Origin of the sequence: Halomonas sp. DP4Y7-1 (assembly GCF_019800705.1) — a bacterium.
Taxonomy (GTDB): Bacteria; Pseudomonadota; Gammaproteobacteria; order Pseudomonadales; family Halomonadaceae; genus Halomonas; species Halomonas litopenaei_A.
The window spans coordinates 42,882-66,115 of sequence record NZ_JAHVKS010000003.1; the positions used below are offsets into that span (position 1 = coordinate 42,882).

19 protein-coding genes are annotated in these 23,234 nt (G+C 63.4%); 10 read left to right on the top strand and 9 right to left on the bottom strand.

All coding sequences use genetic code 11. The annotated features are described in order from the left end of the window. The 5 genes from KUV72_RS06590 to KUV72_RS06610 are packed head-to-tail and all read right to left on the bottom strand — an operon-like array spanning position 1 to position 4,388. On the bottom strand, positions 1-852 hold the full coding sequence (locus tag KUV72_RS06590; RefSeq protein WP_222237841.1) for a fumarylacetoacetate hydrolase family protein: 852 nt from the start codon (positions 850-852) through the stop codon (positions 1-3). Then, a complete protein-coding gene (locus KUV72_RS06595) occupies positions 849-1,847 on the bottom strand; it encodes an aldo/keto reductase (protein WP_222237842.1) in 999 nt (332 codons plus the stop codon). Before KUV72_RS06595 ends, KUV72_RS06590 begins: the two co-directional genes overlap by 4 nt. Next, positions 1,844-2,635: an amidohydrolase family protein gene (locus tag KUV72_RS06600; protein ID WP_222237843.1), complete on the bottom strand. Its 792-nt coding sequence runs from the start codon at positions 2,633-2,635 to the stop codon at positions 1,844-1,846. Before KUV72_RS06600 ends, KUV72_RS06595 begins: the two co-directional genes overlap by 4 nt. Beyond that, positions 2,635-3,069, bottom strand: a complete 435-nt coding sequence (locus tag KUV72_RS06605) for an RbsD/FucU domain-containing protein (protein ID WP_222237844.1) — start codon at positions 3,067-3,069, stop codon at positions 2,635-2,637. Before KUV72_RS06605 ends, KUV72_RS06600 begins: the two co-directional genes overlap by 1 nt. Then, positions 3,066-4,388 (bottom strand): L-fuconate dehydratase, encoded by a 1,323-nt coding sequence (locus KUV72_RS06610; protein ID WP_222237845.1) that lies wholly within the window; start codon positions 4,386-4,388, stop codon positions 3,066-3,068. Before KUV72_RS06610 ends, KUV72_RS06605 begins: the two co-directional genes overlap by 4 nt. A gap of 97 nt (positions 4,389-4,485) precedes the next feature. Between KUV72_RS06610 and KUV72_RS06615 the strand changes: the two genes are divergently transcribed. Next, positions 4,486-5,211: a FadR/GntR family transcriptional regulator gene (locus tag KUV72_RS06615; protein ID WP_222237846.1), complete on the top strand. Its 726-nt coding sequence runs from the start codon at positions 4,486-4,488 to the stop codon at positions 5,209-5,211. 46 nt (positions 5,212-5,257) lie between these two features. Here the strand turns inward: KUV72_RS06615 and fucP are convergent, their stop codons facing one another. The 4 genes from fucP to KUV72_RS06635 form a co-directional block, all read right to left on the bottom strand. Then, complete coding sequence (gene fucP, locus KUV72_RS06620; RefSeq protein WP_222237847.1) at positions 5,258-6,604, bottom strand: L-fucose:H+ symporter permease; 1,347 nt, start codon at positions 6,602-6,604, stop codon at positions 5,258-5,260. 517 nt (positions 6,605-7,121) lie between these two features. Then, entirely contained in the window at positions 7,122-7,313 is a 192-nt protein-coding gene (locus tag KUV72_RS06625) for a hypothetical protein (protein WP_222237848.1), read from the bottom strand. Between the two features lie 58 nt (positions 7,314-7,371). Further along, positions 7,372-9,846, bottom strand: a complete 2,475-nt coding sequence (locus KUV72_RS06630) for a flagellin (RefSeq protein ID WP_222237849.1) — start codon at positions 9,844-9,846, stop codon at positions 7,372-7,374. 263 nt (positions 9,847-10,109) lie between these two features. Further along, the gene (locus KUV72_RS06635; RefSeq protein WP_222237850.1) at positions 10,110-11,444 is read right to left on the bottom strand and encodes a FliC/FljB family flagellin; all 1,335 of its coding nucleotides are present in this window, start codon (positions 11,442-11,444) and stop codon (positions 10,110-10,112) included. A gap of 641 nt (positions 11,445-12,085) precedes the next feature. Between KUV72_RS06635 and KUV72_RS06640 the strand changes: the two genes are divergently transcribed. The 9 genes from KUV72_RS06640 to flhC all read left to right on the top strand — a co-directional run bounded on the left by KUV72_RS06640 (position 12,086) and on the right by flhC (position 23,098). After that, positions 12,086-16,072, top strand: a complete 3,987-nt coding sequence (locus KUV72_RS06640; RefSeq protein ID WP_222237851.1) for a bifunctional diguanylate cyclase/phosphodiesterase — start codon at positions 12,086-12,088, stop codon at positions 16,070-16,072. Positions 16,073-16,176: 104 nt separating this feature from the next. After that, positions 16,177-17,928, top strand: coding sequence for an HD domain-containing phosphohydrolase (locus tag KUV72_RS06645; protein ID WP_222237852.1), 1,752 nt, complete (start codon positions 16,177-16,179; stop codon positions 17,926-17,928). Positions 17,929-18,054: 126 nt separating this feature from the next. After that, a complete protein-coding gene (fliD, locus tag KUV72_RS06650) occupies positions 18,055-19,458 on the top strand; it encodes a flagellar filament capping protein FliD (protein ID WP_222237853.1) in 1,404 nt (467 codons plus the stop codon). 53 nt (positions 19,459-19,511) lie between these two features. Beyond that, the gene (gene fliS / locus KUV72_RS06655) at positions 19,512-19,928 is read left to right on the top strand and encodes a flagellar export chaperone FliS (protein WP_206941896.1); all 417 of its coding nucleotides are present in this window, start codon (positions 19,512-19,514) and stop codon (positions 19,926-19,928) included. Positions 19,929-19,944: 16 nt separating this feature from the next. Continuing rightward, on the top strand, positions 19,945-20,343 hold the full coding sequence (fliT, locus tag KUV72_RS06660) for a flagellar protein FliT (RefSeq protein WP_261317382.1): 399 nt from the start codon (positions 19,945-19,947) through the stop codon (positions 20,341-20,343). Continuing rightward, positions 20,340-21,629 (top strand): flagellar hook-length control protein FliK, encoded by a 1,290-nt coding sequence (locus KUV72_RS19960; RefSeq protein WP_222162338.1) that lies wholly within the window; start codon positions 20,340-20,342, stop codon positions 21,627-21,629. The genes fliT and KUV72_RS19960 overlap by 4 nt, the downstream gene beginning before the upstream one ends. Beyond that, positions 21,619-21,903: an EscU/YscU/HrcU family type III secretion system export apparatus switch protein gene (locus KUV72_RS06670; protein ID WP_222237854.1), complete on the top strand. Its 285-nt coding sequence runs from the start codon at positions 21,619-21,621 to the stop codon at positions 21,901-21,903. Before KUV72_RS19960 ends, KUV72_RS06670 begins: the two co-directional genes overlap by 11 nt. Before the next feature lie 293 nt (positions 21,904-22,196). Beyond that, positions 22,197-22,517, top strand: a complete 321-nt coding sequence (locus KUV72_RS06675) for a flagellar transcriptional regulator FlhD (protein WP_206941902.1) — start codon at positions 22,197-22,199, stop codon at positions 22,515-22,517. 2 nt (positions 22,518-22,519) lie between these two features. Then, complete coding sequence (gene flhC, locus KUV72_RS06680; protein WP_206941904.1) at positions 22,520-23,098, top strand: flagellar transcriptional regulator FlhC; 579 nt, start codon at positions 22,520-22,522, stop codon at positions 23,096-23,098. Positions 23,099-23,234 lie beyond the last annotated feature (136 nt).

Consider the following 23,234-nt stretch of genomic DNA (forward strand, 5'->3'; position numbering starts at 1 on the left):
TTAGCCCTCCCAGGCACGAAAGGTCTGACGCTGGCGACCCAGGCCGTCGATCTCCACCTCGACCACGTCGCCCGGCTTGAGATAGTCGAAGCGCCCCGAGACCGCCACCCCTTCGGGGGTCCCGGTGGAGATGACGTCGCCGGGCTCGAGCTGCATGTACTGCGACAGGTCACGCACGATCTCGGCGCAGCCGAAGATCATGTCCGAGGTGCGGGAGTCCTGGCGTGGCTCGCCGTTGACCCAGGAGCGCAGGCCCACATCGGCGGGATCGAAGGCGTCGGCGGTCACGATCCAGGGGCCCAGCGGCATATAGCCCGGACTGCACTTGCCCTTGCTCCACTGGCCACCGGAGACCTCGAGCTGGAACTTGCGCTCCGACAGGTCGTTGGCGAGGACATAGCCACCGATGTGACTGGCCGCTTCCTCCAGCGAGTCGCAGTAGCTGGCGGTGCTGCCGATCACGATGGCGAGTTCGACCTCCCAGTCGGTCTTTTCCGACCCGCGCGCGATGGTGACGGTGTCGTCGGGTCCGGCGACGGTGTTGGGCGTCTTGAAGAAGACGATGGGTTGCTTCGGCGGCTCGGCGCCGGACTCCGCGGCGTGGGCGGCGTAGTTCTGGCCGATGCAGATCACCGAGCCCACCGCCGCCACCGGCGAGCCGTGGCGAACCTCGTCGGCGAGTTCAACGGCGGTCAGCCGTCCGGCGTCCAGCAGCCGGCGAAGACGCGCCACGCCGCTGTCCTTCCAGAAGCCTGGCCCGAAGTCGCCCACCGGCGAGGCGTCGTAGAGCACACCCTCGACCTCGACCAGCGGCATCTCGTTACCCATCGTTCCACGGCGCAACAGCTTCATGTGTTCTCCTTCAGCAGGCCTCGCGCCTGCAGTTCGTTCCAGAAGGCCTCGGGGATATCGCACGAGGCCAGTGCGTGATTTCGCTTCACCTGCTCAGGCGAGCGCATTCCGGCCATGACGTTGACCACGGCGGGATGGCGCCACGGAAAGGCCAGCGCCGCCGCCGGCAGGCTGACGCCGTGGGCTCGCGCCACCGCGGCGAGTTCGCGGGCACGTTCGAGCACCGCCTCCGGTGCCTGGCCGTATTCGTACCAGGCGTCGGCGGGCGGCTCGTCACGCGCCAGCAGGCCCGAATTGAAGGCGCCGACTGCGACCACGCCGACCTGGCGTTCGAGACAGGCGGCCATCAACCCTGTCTGCTCCTGTTCGAGCAGGGTGTAGCGACCGGCCAGCATGATCAGGTCGGGCCGGGCCTGATCGACGAAGCGCTTGAGCATGCCGGCGTCCTTGGAGCCCACGCCCCAGGCGGCGATCCGGCCCTGCTCGCGCAGACGTTCTAGCTCGGGGACCGCCCCCGCCAGGGCTTGTTCGAAGCGATCCGTGGGCTCTTCCGGGTCGTGGATCCAGAGGATGTCCACCGACGCCATATCGAGGCGTACAAGCGACGCCTCCAGGCTCCGCCTGACGCCCTCGGCGGTGTAGTCACGCCGCCGGATCAGGTCATCGGCCACCTGGAAGCCGTTGGCCTCGTCGCTGCCCTGGGGGGCAGGGTTGGGCCCCAACAGACGCCCGACCTTGGTGGAAATGACGTAGTCATCCGGCGAGCGCCCCTTGAGCGCCTTGCCCAGGCGCTGTTCGGACAGCCCGAGCCCGTAGTGCGGGGCCGTGTCGTAGAACCTGAGCCCCAGCTCCCAGGCGGTGTCCACGGCGGCCAGGCAGTCCTGTTCGGGGGTGACCTTGCCCATATTGCCGAACTGCGCCGCACCGACGCCGAGGCCTTCGAAGGCACGACGCAGCTTGGGCGGCAGACGGTGGGAAATCGGCGATGTCGTCATCGGGCACCCCTCCTGTGATAGATGTTCAAGGCGTTGTCCTCGGCGACGGCCTGGCGCATTTCTCCAGGCACCCGCGCCAACACCCGCTCGCACCAGTCCTTCGGGTCCTGGCTGATCGGGCGGTCGCTGCCGAGCAGGCAGCGCTCGGCGCCGAAGGTCTCTAGCGCCACGTCGACGAAATCCGCGGCGTGGCGCTCGAGTTCGTCGGCGTCGCGGCATTCCGCCGGCAGCCCGGACAGCTTGCAGTGGACCCTATCGAGCTCGGCCAGGCGCGCCAGATTGCGCTGCCAGGCCGCTCGCGCGACGCCATCACGCGGGTTCGGCTTGCCCATATGGTCGAGTACCACCGTCAGCTCCGGCACCCGCTCGAGCAACGCCAGAAGGCGCGGCAGTTCGTGATCCCTGACGCAGGCATCGAAGGGCAGGCCGCGGTCGGCCAGACGCTTCAGGCCATCGACCAGGGCCGCCGAGTCAAACAGCTCCCGGTCCTGCAACAGGCGCCTGACGCCGACCACCTGGGGCACCTCGGTCAGACTCGCCAGCGCCCGCTCGGCCTGGGGAAGCTCCAGCGCGACGCTCGCCACCACGCCGTGGACCCGCGGGTCCTGCTCGGCCAGGGCGATCAGCCAGGCGGCTTCCTCGGCGGGGTCCGGGGCGTCGGCCTCGACCAGCACATAGCGGCGGTCCTGACCATCGGGAATCGGCGCCCGGGCGGGCAGGCCCGCATCGGCGAGCCAGGGAATCCGCACCGCCGCGGTGTCCCAGACGTGAAGGTGGGTATCGATCATCAGGCAACGCCTATGGTCAGCAGAAAATTGGAGTAGGGGCGGCACTCGCCGGTGGCCACTACCAGGCACACCTCGGGGCCGCGGCAAGCGTCATAGAAGGCCCAGCGATCCAGGCTCGACCAGGCGATCTGCTGGCCGCCCCCATGCCGGTGGTCGGCCAGCCGCTGGCGGCACTCGAGCACCGATTCCGAGGCACCGCCCTCGGCGTTGACCATGTAGGTAACCTCTTCCACGAACACCGCCTGGGCCAGCGTCTCCATCACCGACAGCACCGGCACCATGCCCTCGCACAGGTTCAAGTAGACCCGGCTCGCCGCTGGCGGCGCACCGGTCGAATGCGGGTATAGCGCGTCGGCCACCAGCACCCTGGCGCCATGCCCGGCGGCGGCCAGGCCCTCGAGCAAGGGCGGATTGAGCAGCGGACCGCGGATCATGCCGGTACCGCCTGGCGCCGACGGGTCCACTCGGTGCCGTTCGGCCAGGCCCAGGCCGCCAGCGTCTCGGCCTTGATCTCGGCGGAATACCCCGGCTCACGCGGCAATGTATAGGCGCCATTTCGCACGACGCAGGGGTCGACGAAGTGCTCGTGCAGGTGATCGACGAATTCGGCCACCCGTCCTTCCACGGCCCCCGACACCGCGATGTGGTCGATCATCACCAAGTGATTGACCAGCTCGCACAGCCCCACCCCACCGGCGTGGGGGCAGACAGGCTTGCCGAACTTCCTGGCCATCAGCAGCACCGGGATGATCTCGTTGACGCTGGCCAGGCGGCAGGAGTCGATCTGCACGTAGTCGACCGCGTTGGCCTTGAGCAACTGCTTGAACAGCACCCGGTTCATGCCGTGCTCGCCGGTGGCGACGCCGATGCCGAGCGGGCGCACGCCATCGCCGATGCTGCGATGCCCCAGCACGTCATCCGGGCTGGTGGGCTCCTCGATCCACAAAAGGTCGTGATGGGACAGGGCCTCGACCCGCTCGATGGCCTCGGGCACCTCCCAGATCTGGTTGGCGTCGATCATCAGCGCCACGTCGGGGCCGATCACCGAACGGGCGATCCCCAGGCGACGCTCGTCGTCCTCGGGGTTGGCGCCGACCTTGAGCTTGATATGGCGATAACCCTCGTCCATCGCCTCCCGACACAGGCGGGCCAACTTCTCGTCCGAATAGCCGAGCCACCCAGCCGAGGTGGTGTAGCAGGGGAAGCCCTGCTCGCTCAGCGCGGCGATGCGCTCTCGCTGGAAGGGCCGCTGCTCCTTGAGCATCGCCACCGCCTCCTCGGCGCTCAGCGCGTCACCCAGGTAGCTGAGGTCGAGCTGTTCGACGAGCACCTCTGGCTCCATCTCGCAGACCAGACGCCACAGTGGCAACCCCGCACGGCGGGCGGCCAGGTCCCAGACGGCGTTCATCACCGCCGCCCGCGCCAGGTGCACCACCCCCTTGTCCGGCCCCAGCCAGCGAAGCTGCGAGTCCGCGGCGAGTTCGCGATAGATCGCCCCCGGTGCCTCACTGACCTCGGCCGCGTCGCGGCCGACCAGTGGCTGGGCGAGGGCCTCCATGGCCTGCAGGCAGATCTCGTTGCCGCGCCCGATGGTAAAGGTGAAGCCGCACCCATAAAGCGCGCTGTCATCGGTGACCAGCCTGAGATAGGCCGCCGAGTAGTCGGCGTCCTTGTTGACCGCGTCGGAGCCGTCGCTGCTGTCCGAGGTGGGAAAACGCAGATCCACCAGTTCGATTGAGGTGATGACGGACACGTATCGTCCTCCAGATTCATCAGATGTATTAAAGTGCTGCCAAAGTTTTCGATAGAATGGCGGGATTCGACCCCCCTTCCGAGCCGGAGCCCCTGCCATGACGCCGACCCCGTCCGAAAGCGACCAGCGCCGCCCCTCCCAGTACGAGGTGGTGGTGCAAGGCATCCAGGAGATGATCGTCTGCGGTGAAATCGCCTCCGGTGATCGCCTGCCCGTCGAGTCGATCCTCGCCACCCGCTTCGGTGTCTCGCGCAGCTCGCTGCGTGAAGGGGTCAGGGCGCTGGTCGCCATGGGCATCCTCGAGACCCGCCAGGGCTCCGGCACCACCGTTACCTCGCTGGACCCGGGGCTGCTGCTGAAGCCCCTGGAGTTCTGGGCGGGCATCCAGGCCGGGACCTCGTCCCGCGACCTGCACAATGTGCGCCAGGCACTGGAGGTGGAGGCCGCGGCGGTGGCGGCGCTGCGCCGAACCGATGACGACATCGAGCGCCTGAAGGCCGTACTGGCCGAGGCCGAACCCGCCATCCAGGCGATGGACCACGAAGCTGCCATGGCCGCCGACCTGGAGTTCCACCTCAGCCTGGCGAGGATTTCCCGCAACCCCGTGCTGGTCGCCCTGCTCGAGGCGCTGTCGCGGCCGACCCTGCGGATGCGGCTGTGGCAATCGATCCACCTCGGCGGTCGTATCGCCATCACCCACCAGGAGCACCTGGCCATCCTCAATGCCGTTGTCGCCGGCGATCCCAGGGGCGCCCATGCCGCTATGCAGACTCACCTCGCTCAGGTCGCCGTGGTGCTACGGGACACCCCCGATTCGCGTTAAGGCTCGGCCAGTTCAAGAGACGCCTGCCAGTACCAGAGACGCCAGCTCAGGCCAGATCGCCCTCGTCGCTGGTCTCGGGCCGCGGATGACGCTGCACATAGACGCCGAAAGCCACGATCACCGCGAAGCACACCGCCACCACCAGATAACTGGTCTGGGCCGAGGTGACGTCGATCAGCCAACCTTGGGCCAGCGGCACCAGGGCGCCACCGACGATCGCCATCACCAGGCCGGCGGCGCCGTACTTGGTGTCCTGCCCGAGCCCCTCCAGCGAGATGCCGTAGATAGTGGGGAACAGCAGCGAGATACAGGCGCTCAGTAGCACCAGGGCCACCGCACCGAGCAGGTTGCCGCTGAGCACCGCCATCAGCGACAGCGCGACGCCGAGCACGCACATCCCGGTCATCAGCTTGCGCGGATCCACCCGACCCATGACGCCGACCATGACGAACCGCGACACCAGGAACACCAGCAGAGAGGCCTGCAGCCAGTAGCCGGCCGCTTCGCTGCCGACGCCCAGCGCCTCGGTCACGTAGTGGATGGTGAAGGTCCAGGTGCAGGTCTGGGCGGCGACGTTGAAGAACTGCGCCACCACCCCGAAGGCGTAGCGACGGTTGCGTACCAGCCGCCCGAGGCGACTGCCGGACAGCGCCACCACCCCGCTTTTGCTATCCGCCAACAGCGCCTTGTGCGGTGGCACCCGCACCATGGCGATGGCGATCGCGATCACCACATAGACCAGCGCCAGGGTGATGTAGGGGCCCATCACCGCCTGCAATTCCGCCGACTGCATCTCGGCCAGCGCCTCCTGGGTCAGCGAGGCGCGCTGCTCGGCGGTGGCCGGATTGACGTGGGGCAGAATAAACACCGCCGCCAACAGCACCCCCAGGTTCGACCCCACAGGGTTGAAGGACTGGGCGAAATTCAGCCGACGCGTGGCGTTCTCGCGCGGGCCCATCGCCATCACGTAAGGGTTAGCGGAGGTTTCCAGAATCGACAGTCCCGCCGCCAGGGTGAACAGCGCCACCAGGAACATCGAGTAGGTCATCATCTGGGAGGCCGGCATGAACAGCACCCCCCCGGTGGCCGCCAGCAACAGGCCGATCAGCACGCCGCCCTTGTAGCCCAGGCGCGAATTGATCCAGGCCGCTGGGATCGCCAGGGCAAAATAGGCGCCGTAGTAGGCAAACTGCACCAGCGACGCCTGCAGCGCGCTCATCGAGAACACCGAGCCGAACACCGATACCAGGGGGTCGGTCAGATTGCCGGCGAGCCCCCAGGCGGCAAAGCAGGTGACGATAAGCACAAAGGGCAAGGTCATGCCCCGGTGCAGAAAGGAGGACGTTGCCGGCGCCGACCGTTGCCCAGCCGCCGCAGTAGAGGATGCATCCACAAGTGACTCCTTGTACGTACTTGTATGTACTTGCAGGTGGTTATCGGGAAAATTGATCAGATGAATTTAGCTAGTGAAGAAGAAGCTAGCCGAGGAACCACGTGAACACAAGGAATGAGAGATAAGACAAACGTCTTAGGGAATGCGGCAAGTCTTTACACAAACAACTGTTTTGCGAGAACTTTTGTCGCCACGGCGTGAAACAGAAAAAGCTCGAGGCAGAAACCGCACCAAGGGCATCAGGCGAATGACTTAGGCATTGCTCACGGACCTTCGCAAGAGATAGATACGATGAATAGGTCGCCTATCCATAGAGAAGACATCACGCGCGCATGCCAGCAAACGTACAGAGCAGGGTTGGAATAGACAGCTCGGCAAGCAGGGGGGACGCTAAAGAGCTGGGGAGTTATGGCGGAGGCGAAAGAGGCAAATTAACCAGGCAGGGGAATAACGCAGGGCATCTGGGATTCGTTCGAGGCGCGGAGATGGCGACAACCTCACCGCCTCAGCTCCTGCACTAGGCAAGCATCGCCAACACATGCTGGCGCTGTTGCTTCACGGCATCCCCCAGAATAGACAACAGCCGGTCGTAGTCATCAGGCATCCTGGTATCCATGCCGCTGGCTTCGAAGCGTGCGATGGTGCACTTGACCTCGTCGATCAGACGCTGCAGCTCGTCGATGACGACCTTTTGCTCGTCTTCATTCACGCAACGCCCCTATCGCCATCAGACTGAACAACCAGTTATCGTTATCCATGTGGACATATCACCCATCACCAAGCAGCGCCAGCGCGACCTCGGGCACAACGTTGGCCTGGGCCAGGACGCTTTGACCCGCTTGCTGGATGATCTGCAGCTTTACCATCTTGGCGGTCTCTTGTGCGTAGTCCGCATCAATCAATCGGGACTGAGCGCTAGCCAGGCTGGTCTCCATCATGTCATTGCCTTCGATGACGGAAGATAGCCTATTGTCCACCGCGCCCAGGTGGCTGCGTTTGGCATCGACCATGCCGATCGCCCGGTCAACGGCGGCCAGGGGATTGCGAGGCATCTGGATACGGAAATCTTCGCCCGCCTCCTGGATCCTCAAGGTAGTATGGGGCACGCCATCGTCACTTTCTCCGTCCCCATCCGTCTCGACGAAGAATGACCGGTTGACCCCACCTTCAAGGTCGGTCGGATAGTAGACCACCACCTCACTGTTGCCGTTCTCAGTGCGGAGAATGATCTCACCATTTTGATCGAAGTCGACCAGGGTCGCGGTCTTGTATCCGCCAAGCAGTGAGCTTTCTCCCGGCAACTCGAAATAATAGTTGCCGTCTTCTCCTTCCCGAAGGACCTCCTCGTAGACGCGCCCTTCGTCATCGGTATATACGACAGAAATATTGCGCGGATCGATGGTGACGGTCGAGGTGCCATAGACCTTCTCCACCACTTGATCTGCAGCGCCCAGGACGGTGGGGGCATTCTGCGTGGTGGTCGCGCGATAACCTGTCAGGACACCGCTCGAATCCAGCTTGAATTCAACACCAGCGTCGTAGAAGCCAAAACCCTCGCCGCTGTCCATCTTGCCACGAATGACCCAAGAGCCATCGTCGGTCCTCCGCACCAGTTCCGCGTCGTCGATGCCCAACCCACCGGGGAAGTCACCGACCCCCGAAGCAATACTGCCTAGCCCTGGCGCTCTATCGATATCCGCGTCAATGACAGCACTGCCACCGGCCTGCTGGAAGAGGTCGACTCCGGTGTAGGCCTGGCTATCGTTACTGACAGACAATTCGGAAGAGGCTCGGGTGATGTCATAGTACTTGTACGACCCTGCTTCTCCCGTCCTCACATAGTAACCGCCTACCCCATCTTCATCCGTGAAGCTAAATAATTCGGCGGAGTCACGCTCACTCGACTCCATACCTGAAAACGTCAGGTTATCAAAATCACTGACGGTATACGTCTCGCCATCAACTTCAACAGCATCGGTCACGCTATGCCCGGTACCGCCCGGCGGACCGACGAGTTCGTCCACCGACAACGAGAGGCGGGTATTGGCATCGTCCACGGCATAATAGGATACATCGCCGGACACATTGCTCTTGACGTAATAATGGGTGTTGCCTGCGTCATCAATACCCGTGGCCACCTCAGACGATCCGCCGCCGGGAGCATCCGGAAAACTCAGCGAATCGTAATCCGCCAGGGTATAGCCCAGTACCTTGTCACTCGACGTGTAATAGTCACCGCCATCGAGATATTCGCCTTCCGGCACAACCGTGGCGACAACGCCTCTAGCCTGGTCAAAGTCGACACTAAAACCCGCTTTCCGGTAGAACAGCGTTCCACCAGTGTTGTCTTCGATGTAGTACGTCCTGGATTCACCACCGGGTGCGATGCTTACCAGCCTCTGGTTATCGGCCAGCCCTGATATCGACTGAGCCCCGAATGCACCTGGCTGGTACATTTCCTGGGGATTGGAGATGGTCAAATCACTATGATCGGTCGCCGTCTCGTGGGTGGCTTGCCAGTCGACAAAGGCAAAGTCTCCACCTCCCATACTGACGTAGTAGCCGTTCCGTTCGTTATTGCCGGGAAGCTGGTAGAGCCCTTCCTCAGCGCCCGCAGGATAGCTGACGCTGGTGGAAGGATGATCGACCAGGATATCCTTCGCCTGACCCACCAGGGTGTCGCGAGGGGTGACACTGCCAGGATCGCCCGCCACATTGAAATCTTCCAGGCCAAGGGCCGCGACACTGAAGCCTGGCGGGCTGAAATCGAGGTTCAGCACCTGCCCGTCGTTGGCACCCACCTGCAACTGAACGTCACCAGCGCTACCGTCGAGCAAGGCAATCCCATTGTACCGAGTCGACGCAGCCAGTCGATCGATCTCCATGAGGTTCTGATTGATCTCCGCCTGGATTGCATCGCTATCCGCGTTCTGATTTGTTCCATTCAAGCCCTGCACGGTCAGTTCACGAATGCGCTGCAGCTTGTCATTAATGCTGCTCAGTACCCCTTGGGCGGTCTGCGACATGGAGATGCCATCGTTGGCGTTCCTGGCCCCCTGTCCAAACCCGACCCTTTGCGCTTCGAACCGATTGGCGATCGCCTGCGCCGCTGCGTCATCCTTTGCGCTGTTCACCCTTAGCCCCGACGACAGCCGCTCCAGCGTCGTACTCAACTGAGAATGAGAGCGAGCGCTCTGCTGCTGAGCCTTGAGCGACAACAGATTGGTGTTGATGACGGTCATGCCAACAGCTTCCTTGTTATGGGCGTACTATCATAGTTATCGGCCGCCATCGAAGAAGGCTTTAAGTATTTGCGTAACATTTTGTATGCTAACAATTAGACGCATGAATGGCAGAAAAAACCGGCCCACAAAGGGCCGGTTCCGTAAGGGGTATCTCGAAAGCCTTTGGCCTGACCTTCCGCGAAACGCAGACCTGACAAAGATAAGCCGGAGAGGAGCGGGCGCCCTACTCCGGCTCAGCCTCTATAGCCGTGAAGGACCCCTTAGCCCAGCAGCGACAGCACGGACTGCGGCACCTGGTTGGCCTGGGCCAGCACGGAAGTACCGGCCTGCTGCAGGATCTGGGCACGGGTCATATTGGCCACTTCCACCGCGTAGTCGGCGTCTTCGATACGCGAACGAGCGGCAGACAGGTTGGTCTCGGTAGTAGCCATATTGTTAATTGCAGTTTCAAAGCGGTTCTGAATCGCACCGAGGTTACTACGCAAGCTGTCGACTTCCTTAAGAGCGTTATCAAGGGTCTTCAGCGGATCAGTAGTGTTCATTGCCTGGTCAGCCTTCAGTTCCTCGCCACGGGTAACTCGCCCCTCGACATCAATACTGACTTCATAATAGCGATCAGTCCCTGAAGAACTATCCTTTATTACGTATTCTGGCGCACCTTCACCGCCATCGTAGGCATAGACATTACCTGAATCATCTAGCCCTGAGCCATCAGCAATAAATGCTTTAGAAAGACTGCCTGATTCCAGTGCGCCCCCTGCTGTGTCGACATTAGCAGCAGTTACATCAGCTGCATCTGAGTCCCAATTAACCGTGCCATCTGTAGCCACATTGGCCGTTTCGTACGTACCATCTGAAGCCTTGACGACATAACCAGAGCCATCCTTCAGAGCATAGATGCCTTCGGCAGTTTTTGGAGCAGTAGAATTCGTATCGGTGTCTGCCTGAATATTAAAAGTTACGTTTTCACCTACATACCCGTCAGATGAAGCTGCCGCTGCGACCTTGCTGGTATCAAACCCACTCCCGCTAATAACAAAGTTCGCGACTCGTGACCCACCTTCTGTCTTAAAAAGACTACCAAGGCGTCCACCATCAGCAGTCAGACCTTTATCGCCAAGTTCAATATTTATTGCTTGACCATCATTTGCTCCCACTTGAATGGTCACATCGCCAGCGCCATTTAAAATTGCCTCACCGTTAAATTCGGTCTGCTCGGTAACACGATGAATCTCGTTTAAACGTTCGTTAATTTCGTTTTGAATGGACTCAAGGTCAGAATCACTATTAGTACCATTCTGCGCCTGCACCGTCAGCTCACGCACCCGCTGCAGGTTATCGTTGACCTGATTCAGCGCGCCTTCAGCGGTCTGGGCGACGGAGATACCGTCGTTGGCGTTACGCTGAGCGGTGGACAGACCGGTGATCTGGGCAGACATGCGGTTGGCGATGGCCTGGCCGGCGGCGTCGTCCTTGGCGCTGTTGATACGCAGGCCGGAGGACAGGCGCTCCATGGAGGTGGTCAGGGCGCTCTTGGACGCGTTCAGGTTCTGCTGACCGATCATGGAAGTGATATTGGTATTGATCACGGACATGGTGTCATCCTTCCTTAAAGTGTTGGGCTCCATTGGCGGACCGTCTTGGCCTGCCGCAACGGCGCCGTTGGCCGTTACCCTCTTTTATCGGTGGCTTGGCCGGAAGCTTTAGGCTGACACCAAAAAAATTTCTCGCTGGGGCGGCCGACGGCCTTCACTAGGGAGCGCTCGCGCCACACCGGCGGGCCTGACAGATGCGCCATGGTGTCCTCTCCTTTTCTTCTCCCCCACCTTTCTCTTTTTTCTCCCCTACCTCGCCTTTCTCCATTTTCTCCACTTTCTCCCTATGCCCAATCGCTGAGGCATGCGCGATGCGGTTGTTCTTGCGCGATCAATACTGGACTCTTGTCCACCTCTCTTGATCGGATCGGCCGCAGCCGTTGCCTTACATCGTCGATACAGGTTAGCGAATCAGAGCCATTCAGGTATGTTGAGGGGTGATATGCCACCACGCGGAACGTGGTGACATCGCGTGTCGTGTGCCGCGATCCGAAGTTGCCTTCGATGGCGGCGGCAAGACGCTGCCACAGGCATCTATCAACGCTGGCACCTGCCATGCTGGAAGCGTGGTATCGAAGCAGCACAGCACCAAGGAAACGCGAGCGCCATGCATCACCGGCGCGAGGGAGGTCGAAGGTAGGATGCCGTTCAGACTTCGTGATGTAGCAGAAGACACCTGGCTGCTGATGGCCTCCTGCGGGATGTTGATGGTGGGAGCGGCAGGCCTCGCTGCCTGGCTGGTTCAGCCGGGGGGCCAGCCATTGCTGGTGCCCGATGTCGCGTTGGCCAGCCTGGCAGGCGGTGGCGGTGTGCTGCTGCAAGTGCTGGGCTACGCCAAGGGGCGCATGCTCTGTGGTGCCTTGACGCTGCTGCTGGCGCTGTACGCCATCGTCCACGATCTGGTCGCCAGCGGCCCCATGGACGTCTTCTCGCTGCTGACGGGAGGGCCGCGCATGACCAGCTGGGCCGGCATCTCGATGCTGCCGGGCTGCGTCGCCTTGATCGTTGGCGTGGAACACCGTCACGGGCGCTTCTGGTGGCGCCTTTCCGGCACCCTGCTGCTGCTGATCGGCCTGCTATTCACGGTCTGGCTGCTGATTCCCGGGCAAGCTCCGCAGATCTGGCAGGTGACTCGCAGCACCTCACCGATGGCGGTCTGTCTGCTCTACCTGCTGGCCGGCCCGGCATCGCTGGTGCTGGCCTCTCGTCCGCCCACACAACCACTGCACCTGCAACGGGCCAGCGTCGCGGTGGCCTGCGCTGGCGTGCTGCTCAGCAGCCTGGCCTGGCTGTCGCTGAATCATGTGCGCCAGAGCCACGTCAAGCTGGAAGCCGAACACACCCTGACCAGCATCGAACAGCGCGGCCACGACCAGATGGCGCTGCATCGTCGCTGGCTCGATCGTCTGGCCAATCGAATCGGCGACCAGAGCAGCGACGTGGAAACCCTGGCCGGGATGATCACCTTCTACCTGCGCGATGTGCAAAGCCTGGAAAGCCTGTCCCTGTATCGCGGCGACGAGCGCCTGTGGCAACGCTCCCGGCGCGCCCAGCCCGCCATCTGCCACGCCAGCACTCCGCTGAACCTGCCCGCTGGCGGAAGCCTCGAACTGGAGCTTCCCGACAACCCCTTGTCGGCCCCGGCACGCATGGTCAGAACCCTGGCCGATGGGCAGCTCAGGCTGATTGCCTGCATCGACCTTCCCGGGACCCTGGCTCCTGCGGTGGCTGACGACACCATTATCCTGGCCATGCAGGATGTCGACGGCGACTGGTGGTGCGGCTTCGGTCAGGACAGCATCGAGGTCAAGGACCCCACCATTCCGCGGCTGGCTGAACTCTCCCTGTCGCTGGACGGGCGTACCCTGAGCATGCGCGCCCTGCCCGGCCCGGCCAGCCCTTGGTGGCTAGCCGGTAGCCTGCCGGCGCTGATCACCCTGATCGGGCTCGTGATGTCCTACAGCCTGGCCCTGACGCTGTCGTTGATGCGCACCCTGCTATGGCAGACCCATAGCCTGGTCGCCACCCAGGACCAGCTGGAAAGCTATCAGGGCATTCAGTCGATGATCGCCCGCGAGGCGCCACTGGCGGAAACCCTGGAAGCCTGCTGCCGACTGGTCGAAGGCCAGCTGCCGGATGCCATCGCCACCGTCCTGACGGTCGACGAAGGTAACGAGACCTTGAGCCTGGTCGCCGGCCGTGGTTTACCCGCCGACCTTGCCCCACTGCTGGAACGCACGCCCATCGGCGACACCTTCGGTACCTGGGCCATCGCCGCCAAGGACAAGGCTACTCGCGTCAGCGAAGACATCAGCCACGACCCGACCTGCGCCGGCATTCATCCACGCCTCCTGGACAGCGAACTGAAAGCCTGCTGGGCCTTCGCGGTGACCGCCAGCGACGACCGCCTGCTGGGGGTAGTCAGCCTGTTCTTTCACTCGCCGGCCACCCTGGAAGAGACACACAGTCGCCGGATCGAGCGCTGCCTGGAGCTGATCGCCCTGGCGGTGGAGCGCGACCAGGACCGCCAGGCCCTGATCCAGAGTGAGCAGCGCTACCGCTCGCTGTTCACCTACAACCCGGATGCCATCTACTCGCTGGATCATGAAGGCATCTTCATCGCCGCCAACACCACCTGCTCGACCCTCACCGGCGTGCCGCTGGACGATATCCTCGGCCGTCACTACGACATGTTCGTCAAGGACCGGGACCGCGGCTGGGTCAGAGAGGCGGTGCGCAAGACCCTCAAGGGGGAAGTCACTCACTACACCCTGAACATCACCACCCCGCTGGGCAAGCGGGTGATGGACATCACCAACCTGCCGATCATGATCGAAGGGGACATTCGCGGCACCTTCGGCATCGCCAAGGACGTCACCGAGCGCCACACCCAGGAAACCCAGCTGCGTATCCTGCAGCGCAGCGTCGAGGCCAGCATCAACGGCATCGTGATTGCCGATGCGCGCCTGCCGGACTTCCCCATCATCTACGCCAATCCGGCATTCATGCGGATGACCGGCTATCCCGAAGATGAAGTGCTGGGCCGCAACTGCCGTTTTCTACAAGGGGGGGAAAGCGACCCCCAGGTGGTGGAGCGCATCCGTCGGCAGCTGGCCAATCGCAGTGAGGTGCGCGCCACCCTGCGCAACTACCGCAAGAATGGTGAAGCCTTCTGGAACGACTTGTACATTTCTCCGGTGACGGATGCCGACGGCGACATCACGCACTTTGTCGGGGTGCAGCACGATATTTCCGAGCACAAGGCCTACGAGGAAAGCCTGGCCTACCACGCCAGCCATGACGCGCTCACCGGGCTTGCCAATCGCGCGCTGTTCGAGGATCGCCTGCGTCACGACTTTGCCCTGGCCAAGCGTCAGCACCATCACCTTGGCGTACTGTTCATCGACCTCGACGAATTCAAGCCGATCAACGACAGCCTTGGCCACGACGTCGGTGACAAGGTGCTGGTGCAGGTGGCCCAGCGCCTGACCGACGCGCTGCGTCCCGGTGACACGGTGGCACGCTTTGGCGGTGACGAGTTCGTGGTGCTGCTGCCGGACCTGGAACAGCCGGAACAAGCGGTCAGCCTGGCCGAACGCCTGCTGCCCACGGTGGCACGGGCCTACCGGGTCGGCGAGCACGAACTGCACATCACCGCCAGCATCGGCATCGCGGTCTCCGACGACTCGACTCTGGAGCCCATGCAACTGCTGCAACAATCCGACATGGCCATGTATCGGGCCAAGCACCAGGGCCGCAATGCCTTGCAGCATTTCAGCCAGGACATCCACTGGGGCATGTCGGAGCGGGTGGCCATGCGTCACGACCTGCAGGCCGCCATCGACAACGACCAGCTGCGCCTGCACTACCAGCCGGTATTCGACAGCCACAGGGCGATCATCGGCGTCGAGGCGCTGCTGCGCTGGGAGCATCCGGTGCGCGGTCAGGTGCCGCCCCAGGACTTCATTGCGCTGGCCGAGGAGACCGGACAGGTCATCGCCATCAACCACTGGGTCCTGACCCGGGCCTGCAGCGACCTGCAACTGCTCAATGAGTCAGGGCTACGCGGCCTGGCGGTGGCGATCAACCTGTCGCCCCTGCAGTTCCGACGGGCCAACTTCCTCGAGACCGTGCGCGACACGCTCAATCGCACCGGCATCGACGCCCAGCAGCTGGTCCTGGAACTGACCGAGGGCATCCTGATGCATGACACCAACAGTGCCATCGAGACCCTCCAGTCACTGCGCGACATGGGGGTGGAAGTCGCCATCGACGACTTTGGCACCGGCTTCTCGAGTCTTGGCTATCTCAAGCATCTGCCGGTCAGCACCGTGAAGATCGACCGCACCTTCGTCAAAGGCCTGCCTGACAACCACGAGGATGGCGCCATCCTTCAGGGCATCATCGCCATGGCCCATCACCTGGGCTTGATGGTGGTGGCAGAGGGCATCGAACACGAGGCACAGTGGCAGTTTCTTAAGCAGCATCACTGCGATGCCTTCCAGGGCTTCCACCTGGCACGCCCCATGCCCTTTGACCAGCTTGAACAGTTCCTGGGCGAGCACCCGCTGGCCACCCAGGGAGAGGTCATGGCCCGCTCACGCAAGCGCCAGTCACTGCCCGGCTGATACGCTCTCGCCCCCTCGCGAACGTCATATGCCGGCTAAAGATCCACCGCTCCCCGCCGATAACCTGTGCACAAGTGAACAGGCGTCGTCGAGGAGCCCCGCAGGTGGCAGACCAACAAGAATTCGAAACCATCCGTCACCCCCATGAAGTGGCCCAACTGCTGGACTGTCTGAGTGGACCGCAAGGCGCCGGACTGGTGTGGGAGAACAGTGCGGGAACTCCGGCGCCAGTGGTTCTGGTGGAGCTGCTGCCCGGCGAGTCGATCACCCTGGATATTACCGCCGCCGGCGATCTTGGCAGGCGCCTCAAGCAAGGGCAGCCCTTCCGGCTGATGGGCTACTGCGAAGGCATGATCACCCGCACCTCAGTCCTCGAAGCCAGTCAGGGCGAGGTCGTCACAGCACTCAGTGCAACGGCCCAGGCCGCGGAGGCCGCTCGCCCACGGGGCAGCGGAGTGCCACCGCGCCAGCTGTGGCGCTGTCCCTATCCGGAAACGCTGGAACGACTACAGCGCCGGCGCAGTTTCCGGGCCAGGCTGCGCCTGGGCATGGCCGCCGAAGCGATCCTGCACGACAGCGACGGACAGCGCTTTTCCGGTGATCTGATCGACCTGTCCATCGATGGCTGTCGCCTCGATCTGCCCCACACCGCCGCGGCACTGCTGGGCAACGGCGGCGCTGCCATACCCCTGGAGCTGGGCTTTCCTGACGGCTCGCGGCTGACGCTCAAGGCCTGCGTCCAGCATCACCGCTTCGATCCAGAGCGTCGGCTGGTCGAGGCGGGCTTTCACTTCACCGCCGTACGCGCCCACCAGGAGCGCACCCTATGGCAGCTGGTGAGAGAGATCGAGCGAGAGTCTGCGCGTATCGCCGAGGGGGTCGATTCGCGGCGACCGCCTTCAGCGCTGTTCCAGCCCAGCCAGGGGCGGCGCGGGCCTCGCCTTGGCCGGCGCGAGGCAGAAACCTATCCCACCGACATGACTCGCCGCCTGTCGCGCATCGCCGGCTACCTGCATGCCCAGGCCCTGGAGCTTGCCCAAGGCGGCTGCATCCATGGCCCGCGCCTGTCTCGCCAGACCGATCAGCTACTGGCGCTCTACGATGAAGACCGCAACGGCCTGATATTTGCGCTGCGCTTCCTGACCCGGGAATCCTGGCCGGTGCGCCATGGACTGTCGGTGGCCATCCTGCTGGTTGACCTGCTGGCCGACAGCCTGCCAGCGGAGCTGCGCAAGTCCATCACCGCCAGCGCCATGATCCATGACCTGGGCAAGGTACTGCTGCCGGCCCCCCTGCGGCTGACGCCGACCTTTGGTGACGCCGAGCGCAGCCGACTGATCCAGCACGTGGGCTGGTTGAAAGAGCGACTCAGTCACTGCGCCTGGATCAACGCCTCGGTGTTCGAAGCCGTGGCCTGTCAGATCAATGAACGCCTCGACGGCAGCGGATACCCCCTGGGCATTCAGGATGCCGATCTACGGGAACTGGCCCGGGCCAGCGCGGTGGTCGACGCCATCGATGCCATGCGCGCCCAGCGTCCGGATCGACCGCCCTGGCGTATCGCCGCGATCTACCGCTACCTGCTCGATCATCCTGAAAAGTTCGACAGCGTCTGGGTCAAGCGCTTCATCCAGCGCTTCGGCCTGTACCCAATCGGCGCCCTGGTGCGCTTCAGCGATGACTCCCTGGGCTGGATTCTGGCCCTGGACGACCAGGGCCGACCGGCCTGCGTGCAACGTACGACGGGCCAGCCCCCCAGCCAGGTGCCGCGCGCCCCGCTCGACGGGACCCGGGTCGAGGGCGAGGCCCTGACGGCGCTAGGCGCCATTCAGGGAGAAGTGATCATCGGCGCCTGATGCAGGCTGGCTCAAGTTGCCAATCACACCGCCGATAAGACGATATACCAAGCACAAGGACGCCTGTTCGAGCCACGGGCCCTCTGGCGTTCTGTCACACTGGTCACACTACACAGGAATCACGACATGGCCTCGATTTCATCGCTCGGCATAGGCTCCGGCCTCGACCTCAATGGGCTGCTCGACCAGCTCGAGGCGGCGGAACGCAAGCAGCTGGAACCCATCGTGGCCCAGCAGCAGAGCTATGAGGCCAAGATTTCCGCCTACGGCACCCTGGAAGGATCGCTCGAGAGCTTCAAGGAAGCGGTCGACAAGCTGGGAGACCCGACGCTCTACCAGAGCCTGTCGAGCAGTGTCTCCGGTGAAGGCATTACTGCCAGCGCCAGCCAGGCCGCAAGCCCCGGGCGCTACGACGTATCGGTGACCCAGCTGGCCCGGGCCCAGAGCCTGGCCAGTGACGGTTTCGCGACCAAGGATAGCGAGCTTGGCGCCGGCACCCTGTCACTGACCGTGGGTGGCGAAGACATCAGCATCACCTTGAGCCAGGAAGACAGCACCCTGGAAGGCCTGCGCGATGCCATCAATGACGCCGAGGCCGGCGTCAGCGCCTCGATCATCGATACCGGCGACGCCGACAATCCTTATCGCCTGGTACTGTCCACCAGTAAGACCGGCGTGGACGCCTCCATCAGCGCCATGAGCTTCACCCCTGATGCCGGGGTCACCAGCGATCTGGATACCAAGCTGGCCTTCGATATCGCCACCCCCGACCCCGACGACACCGGCGCTGGCATGCACCAGTCCGTGGCCGGCGCCAACGCCGAGCTCAGCGTCAACGGGATCGCCATCACCAGTGCCTCCAACACGGTCAAGGACGCCATCGAAGGGGTCGAGCTGTCGTTGACCGAGACCGGCGACACCACCGTCAAGGTCGAATACAACAACCTGGCCCTGCGCGAGGCGGTCAGCGGATTCGTCAAGAGCTACAACGAGCTCAAGGGCACCATGGGCACCCTGACCAGCTTCGATGCCGAGACTGGCGCCTCCGGCGAGCTGCTGGGCGATGCCACCCTGCGCAGCATCGAGTCGCGGCTACGCAGCACCCTGACGGGCGGCGTCGCCCAGGGCGAATTCCGCAGCCTGACCGATATCGGCATCACCCTGCAGCTGGACGGCACCCTGGAGCTGGATGAAGACCGCCTGAACGAGGTCATCACCACCCAGCGCAACGATCTTGCCAGCTTCTTCACCGGTGGTGAGGACGGTGTCGGCCTGGCCGACAGTCTCGATGACACCCTGGCCGCCATCCTGGATGACGGTGGCCTGCTCGACAATGCCACCAGCGGCCTCGAGACCCGCATGGAGAGCCTCGAGCGCCAGTACGAACGCACCGAGAAAAGCATCGATGCCACCGTCAGTCGCTACCGCACTCAGTTCGGCCAGCTGGACAGCATGATCGCCAGCATGAACCAGACCAGCAGCTATCTGACCCAGCAGTTCGATGCCCTCAATGCTCAGTTGAATCAATGACGTTGCGTCCACAACGATGATGTCGTCAGCCCCACGACAAGAGGAAGAGTGAGATGAACCAGGCACAGGCCACTTACGGCCGCGGCCGCGGCGCCGGCGCCTATGCGCGCATGGGAGTAGAAAGCGGCGTGATGTCGGCCAGTCCGCATCAATTGATCGTGATGCTGTTCGACGGCGCTCAGGCCTCGATTCGCGCCGCCAGGCTACACCTGGAAGACGGCAACATCGCGGCCAAGGGCGCCGCCATTTCCAAGGCTCTCGACATCATCAACAGCGGCCTGCGTGCTGTGCTGGATGGCGACAAGGGTGGGGAGGTGGCGATCCAGCTGGATAGCCTCTATGACTACATCGCCCGCCGCCTGCTCGATGCCAACCTGCGCAACGATGTCGCTGGCCTCGACGAAGCCGAACGCCTGATCGAGGAAGTCGCCTCGGCCTGGCGCGAGATCGGCACCCCTAATCACCCCTGAGCGCCCGAGGTTCTCCATGCCCCCGCTTGCCGAGTACCACAGTACCGACACCGCGACCCTGCTGCTGACTCGCTACGAAGCGCTGCTGGCGCTGACCGAGCAGATGCTGGCCATGGCCAGCGAGCATGACTGGGACGGTCTGGTGCGCCTGGAAACGGACTACGTGACCCAGGTCACGGCGCTTCAGGGCCCCTTGCCCGCAGACGGCATGAGCGATACCCAGCGCCAGCGTCTGGGTGAGCTGCTCGAGGCCATCCTGCACAATGACCTGGTATTGCGTGAACGTCTGGTCGAACGGCGAGACGAGCTGGGCGAACTGCTCAACGTCTCTCGTAACCAGCAGGATCTGCACCGTGCCTACACCGGCGGTCGCGTGGTGAACGCCGGCGCTCGCTTCCGTCGTGAGACGCCGTGAGCGGCATCACTCCGCTGATCGACACCCTGCTCCACCAGGTGCTGGGCAAGCGTGTCGATGTGCCTCCCGCCAAGGACCCCAACGCCCCGGTCAAGCCGATCGACCCAGGTCGCGGGCCGGGCGCCGTGCACAGCGACTCGCGGCTGGACGCTCGACGTACCGCTCACAGCAGTGTCACCACCTCCGCGCCTGCTTCAGCCGGTGGGGACACTGCACCAAGCGCTGACCGCCCCGCCTCGACCATCACCCAGCTCAGCGCTCCGGGAGCACGTATCGCTGAGCTGCTGGCGCGATTTCCAGCACCGCCTTCGGCGTTGTCGCCGTCACGTCCGCTGCTGGCAACACCACCAGGGCCTGCAGCGGCTGCCCAGCCATCCCCCGCAACGCTGTCGCCAGCCGCAAGCTCGCCACCTCCCCCGGCAGCAACCGCGGCCAGCTCTGCCGCCGCAGCCTCCCTTGCTAGCCGACCGCCTGCGAGTGCGCCTGTTGCTAGTGCGCCTGTGGCTGGCTCACCCGTTGCAGGCGCCCCTCTGGCTGGCCCTTCGACCCCAGCGGTGGCCCAGTTGGCCGAGCGCCTTGGCTCCAGCGTGCGTGACAGTGGCCTGTTCTACGAATCCCACCTGGGACGCTGGCTGGGTGGCGAGCTGGATCGCGCCCAACTCGCTCGGGAGCCACAGATGTGGCGCCCCCTGGTCTTCCGCCCCCTCAGCGATCCCAGCGTGGCGCCTTCGAGCCCATCGGCACTACAGGCGCCCTGGCGAACCACCCAACCCGCCGGCTTCCTGCCCAGCCTGGCACCGGTGGCCCATCCTCGGGGCGATGTCCTGGTCGAAGCGGGCGAGCGGTCCTCGGGACGCCAGGAGCCCGCGCAGCCGACCGGCGTTCACGAGAGCCTGGCACCGCTGGTTCGCCATCAGCTAGAGCTGCTCGCCGCCCCCGTCCTGCGCTGGGAAGGCGATGTCTGGAGCGGGCTGTTCATGGCCCTGGCCATCCATCCGCCTCAACGCGAACCCGATCGGCGCGAAGGGGGCCAGCAACGCGGAGAGGAGCCTGGCGACGAGGGTGCCTGGCGCACGGACATCCAGCTCACATTGCCCGACCACGGCACGCTCAGCGTCACTGCCGTGGTCGGACAACAGCACCTCAAACTGATTCTTGCCACCGCCAGCGAACCCCTCAGGCAGCAGCTGGAACAGGGCCGCGCGACTCTGATCCAACGCCTGAGCGGCCATGGCGTTGGCGAGGTGAGCATGACCATCCAGCGAGGCGCCGACAATGACGGATGACACGCCTTCACGGCGCCAGGCCGTTGCCCTGGCTTACGGCGAGGGAGACAGTGCGCCCAGGGTGATCGCCAAGGGCTATGGGGACATTGCTGCCCGGATCATCGACCAGGCGCGCCAGCAGGGCATCCACGTCCACGACGAACCCGCCCTGGTGGGTCTGCTGATGCAGTTGAATCTGGATGAACAGATCCCGCCTGCGCTTTACCAGGTCATTGCCGAGCTGCTGGTATGGATTGGCGAGCTGAATAATGTAAACAATGAAACAAAAAGGTAAACAAATGTACGTTGCTAAGTTTACTTGGCTTTTTATGGCGTCGTAAGCGTCGGTTTTCTATGAACATTCATTTTTCTTGATACATATCAGCCAACCAGCGTTGATGCGTTGGCGGCACTCTTGCCTTGCGCCACACTGTTACTGATCGACAATACCCCCGACGAAGGAGTGAAGACGAACACGTAAACGTCACACAGTGGCGATACTCTTCGTCCGCATCCCCAGGGGTGTAACAGTTTTATCTAAAGCTGGCGATGATCAGCAAAAAAGAAAACGATCAAGGCAGGGAACCTATGAGCAGTCACTCACTGATCGACGAGATTCAGGAATTGAATCTTGCCTATCTCTTGCTGGCGCAGCGCTTGCTGGCCGAAGACCGCACCACTGCCAGGCTACGCCTGAACATCAGTGAGGAACAGGCGGATCTTCTCGAGAGCTTCAACGCACGCCAATTGACCCGCCTGTCCCGCACCAACCAGCTGCTGTGCCAGCTTGGCATCGGTTCCACCGACCAGCTGCGCCAAGTCGTGGACAACCCGCGGGAGCAGGGACTTGCCCATCTTCATTCTTCCCTGCTGATGGCCTGCAACTCGGCTCGCGCCGGAGGGGCATGACCATGAGCACCAAGAGTCTGGTCGAGGAGATGCACCAGGTTCAGCTTGCGATCGATTTGATCGAGCTGGGCGCTCGTCTTCAGGTACTCGAGACGGAAACCGACCTGAGCCGGGCGCGCCTGATTCGCCTGTTCAAGGAAGTTCGCGGCATGTCTCCGCCCAAGGGCATGCTGCCGTTCTCCACGGACTGGTTCATCACCTGGCTGCCCAACATCCATTCCTCGCTGTTCTATGCCTACTACCAGCGTCTGCTGGAGCAGGACTGCGAGCGCATGGAGGCTTTCGTCAAGGCTTACCGGCTGTATACCGAGCAGGTCGATATCGACGCCGCCGAGCCGGTGCTGGGCCTGACCCGCGCATGGACCCTGATCCGCTTCTTCGAAAGCGACCTGCTGCAGCTGAACACCTGCACCCGGTGCCAGGGACATTTCGTGGCCCATGCCCACTCCCCCAGCCATGACTATGTGTGCGGCATCTGCCAACCCCCTTCCCGTGCCGGCAAGACCCGCCGTCGCCAGGCGCTGACACAGGACGGCGTCAGCGCCGAGCCGATCGCCCGACCGGTCAAGCACCAAGCCTGATCCAGCCCCGCGCCGAGGGCTTCGCAGCAAGCCCCGGCGTGGTGGTTCCTGCCTCTCTCGCTCCGATTCAGCTCACCTCAGCGGCCCGATCCTCGCCGCCCAGCCCAGCACCGCCGTTGGGATAGCTTGGCGCTCT

Bases quoted from the DNA above. Each gene is read 5' to 3' on its own strand.
- KUV72_RS06590 (WP_222237841.1), bottom strand. From the start codon at position 852: ATGAAGCTGTTGCGCCGTGGAACGATGGGTAACGAGATGCCGCTGGTC.
- KUV72_RS06595 (WP_222237842.1), bottom strand. From the start codon at position 1,847: ATGACGACATCGCCGATTTCCCACCGTCTGCCGCCCAAGCTGCGTCGT.
- KUV72_RS06600 (WP_222237843.1), bottom strand. From the start codon at position 2,635: ATGATCGATACCCACCTTCACGTCTGGGACACCGCGGCGGTGCGGATT.
- KUV72_RS06605 (WP_222237844.1), bottom strand. From the start codon at position 3,069: ATGATCCGCGGTCCGCTGCTCAATCCGCCCTTGCTCGAGGGCCTGGCC.
- KUV72_RS06615 (WP_222237846.1), top strand. From the start codon at position 4,486: ATGACGCCGACCCCGTCCGAAAGCGACCAGCGCCGCCCCTCCCAGTAC.
- KUV72_RS06630 (WP_222237849.1), bottom strand. From the start codon at position 9,846: ATGACCGTCATCAACACCAATCTGTTGTCGCTCAAGGCTCAGCAGCAG.
- KUV72_RS06635 (WP_222237850.1), bottom strand. From the start codon at position 11,444: ATGTCCGTGATCAATACCAATATCACTTCCATGATCGGTCAGCAGAAC.
- KUV72_RS06640 (WP_222237851.1), top strand. From the start codon at position 12,086: ATGCCGTTCAGACTTCGTGATGTAGCAGAAGACACCTGGCTGCTGATG.
- fliD (WP_222237853.1), top strand. From the start codon at position 18,055: ATGGCCTCGATTTCATCGCTCGGCATAGGCTCCGGCCTCGACCTCAAT.
- fliS (WP_206941896.1), top strand. From the start codon at position 19,512: ATGAACCAGGCACAGGCCACTTACGGCCGCGGCCGCGGCGCCGGCGCC.
- fliT (WP_261317382.1), top strand. From the start codon at position 19,945: ATGCCCCCGCTTGCCGAGTACCACAGTACCGACACCGCGACCCTGCTG.
- KUV72_RS06670 (WP_222237854.1), top strand. From the start codon at position 21,619: ATGACGGATGACACGCCTTCACGGCGCCAGGCCGTTGCCCTGGCTTAC.
- KUV72_RS06675 (WP_206941902.1), top strand. From the start codon at position 22,197: ATGAGCAGTCACTCACTGATCGACGAGATTCAGGAATTGAATCTTGCC.
- flhC (WP_206941904.1), top strand. From the start codon at position 22,520: ATGAGCACCAAGAGTCTGGTCGAGGAGATGCACCAGGTTCAGCTTGCG.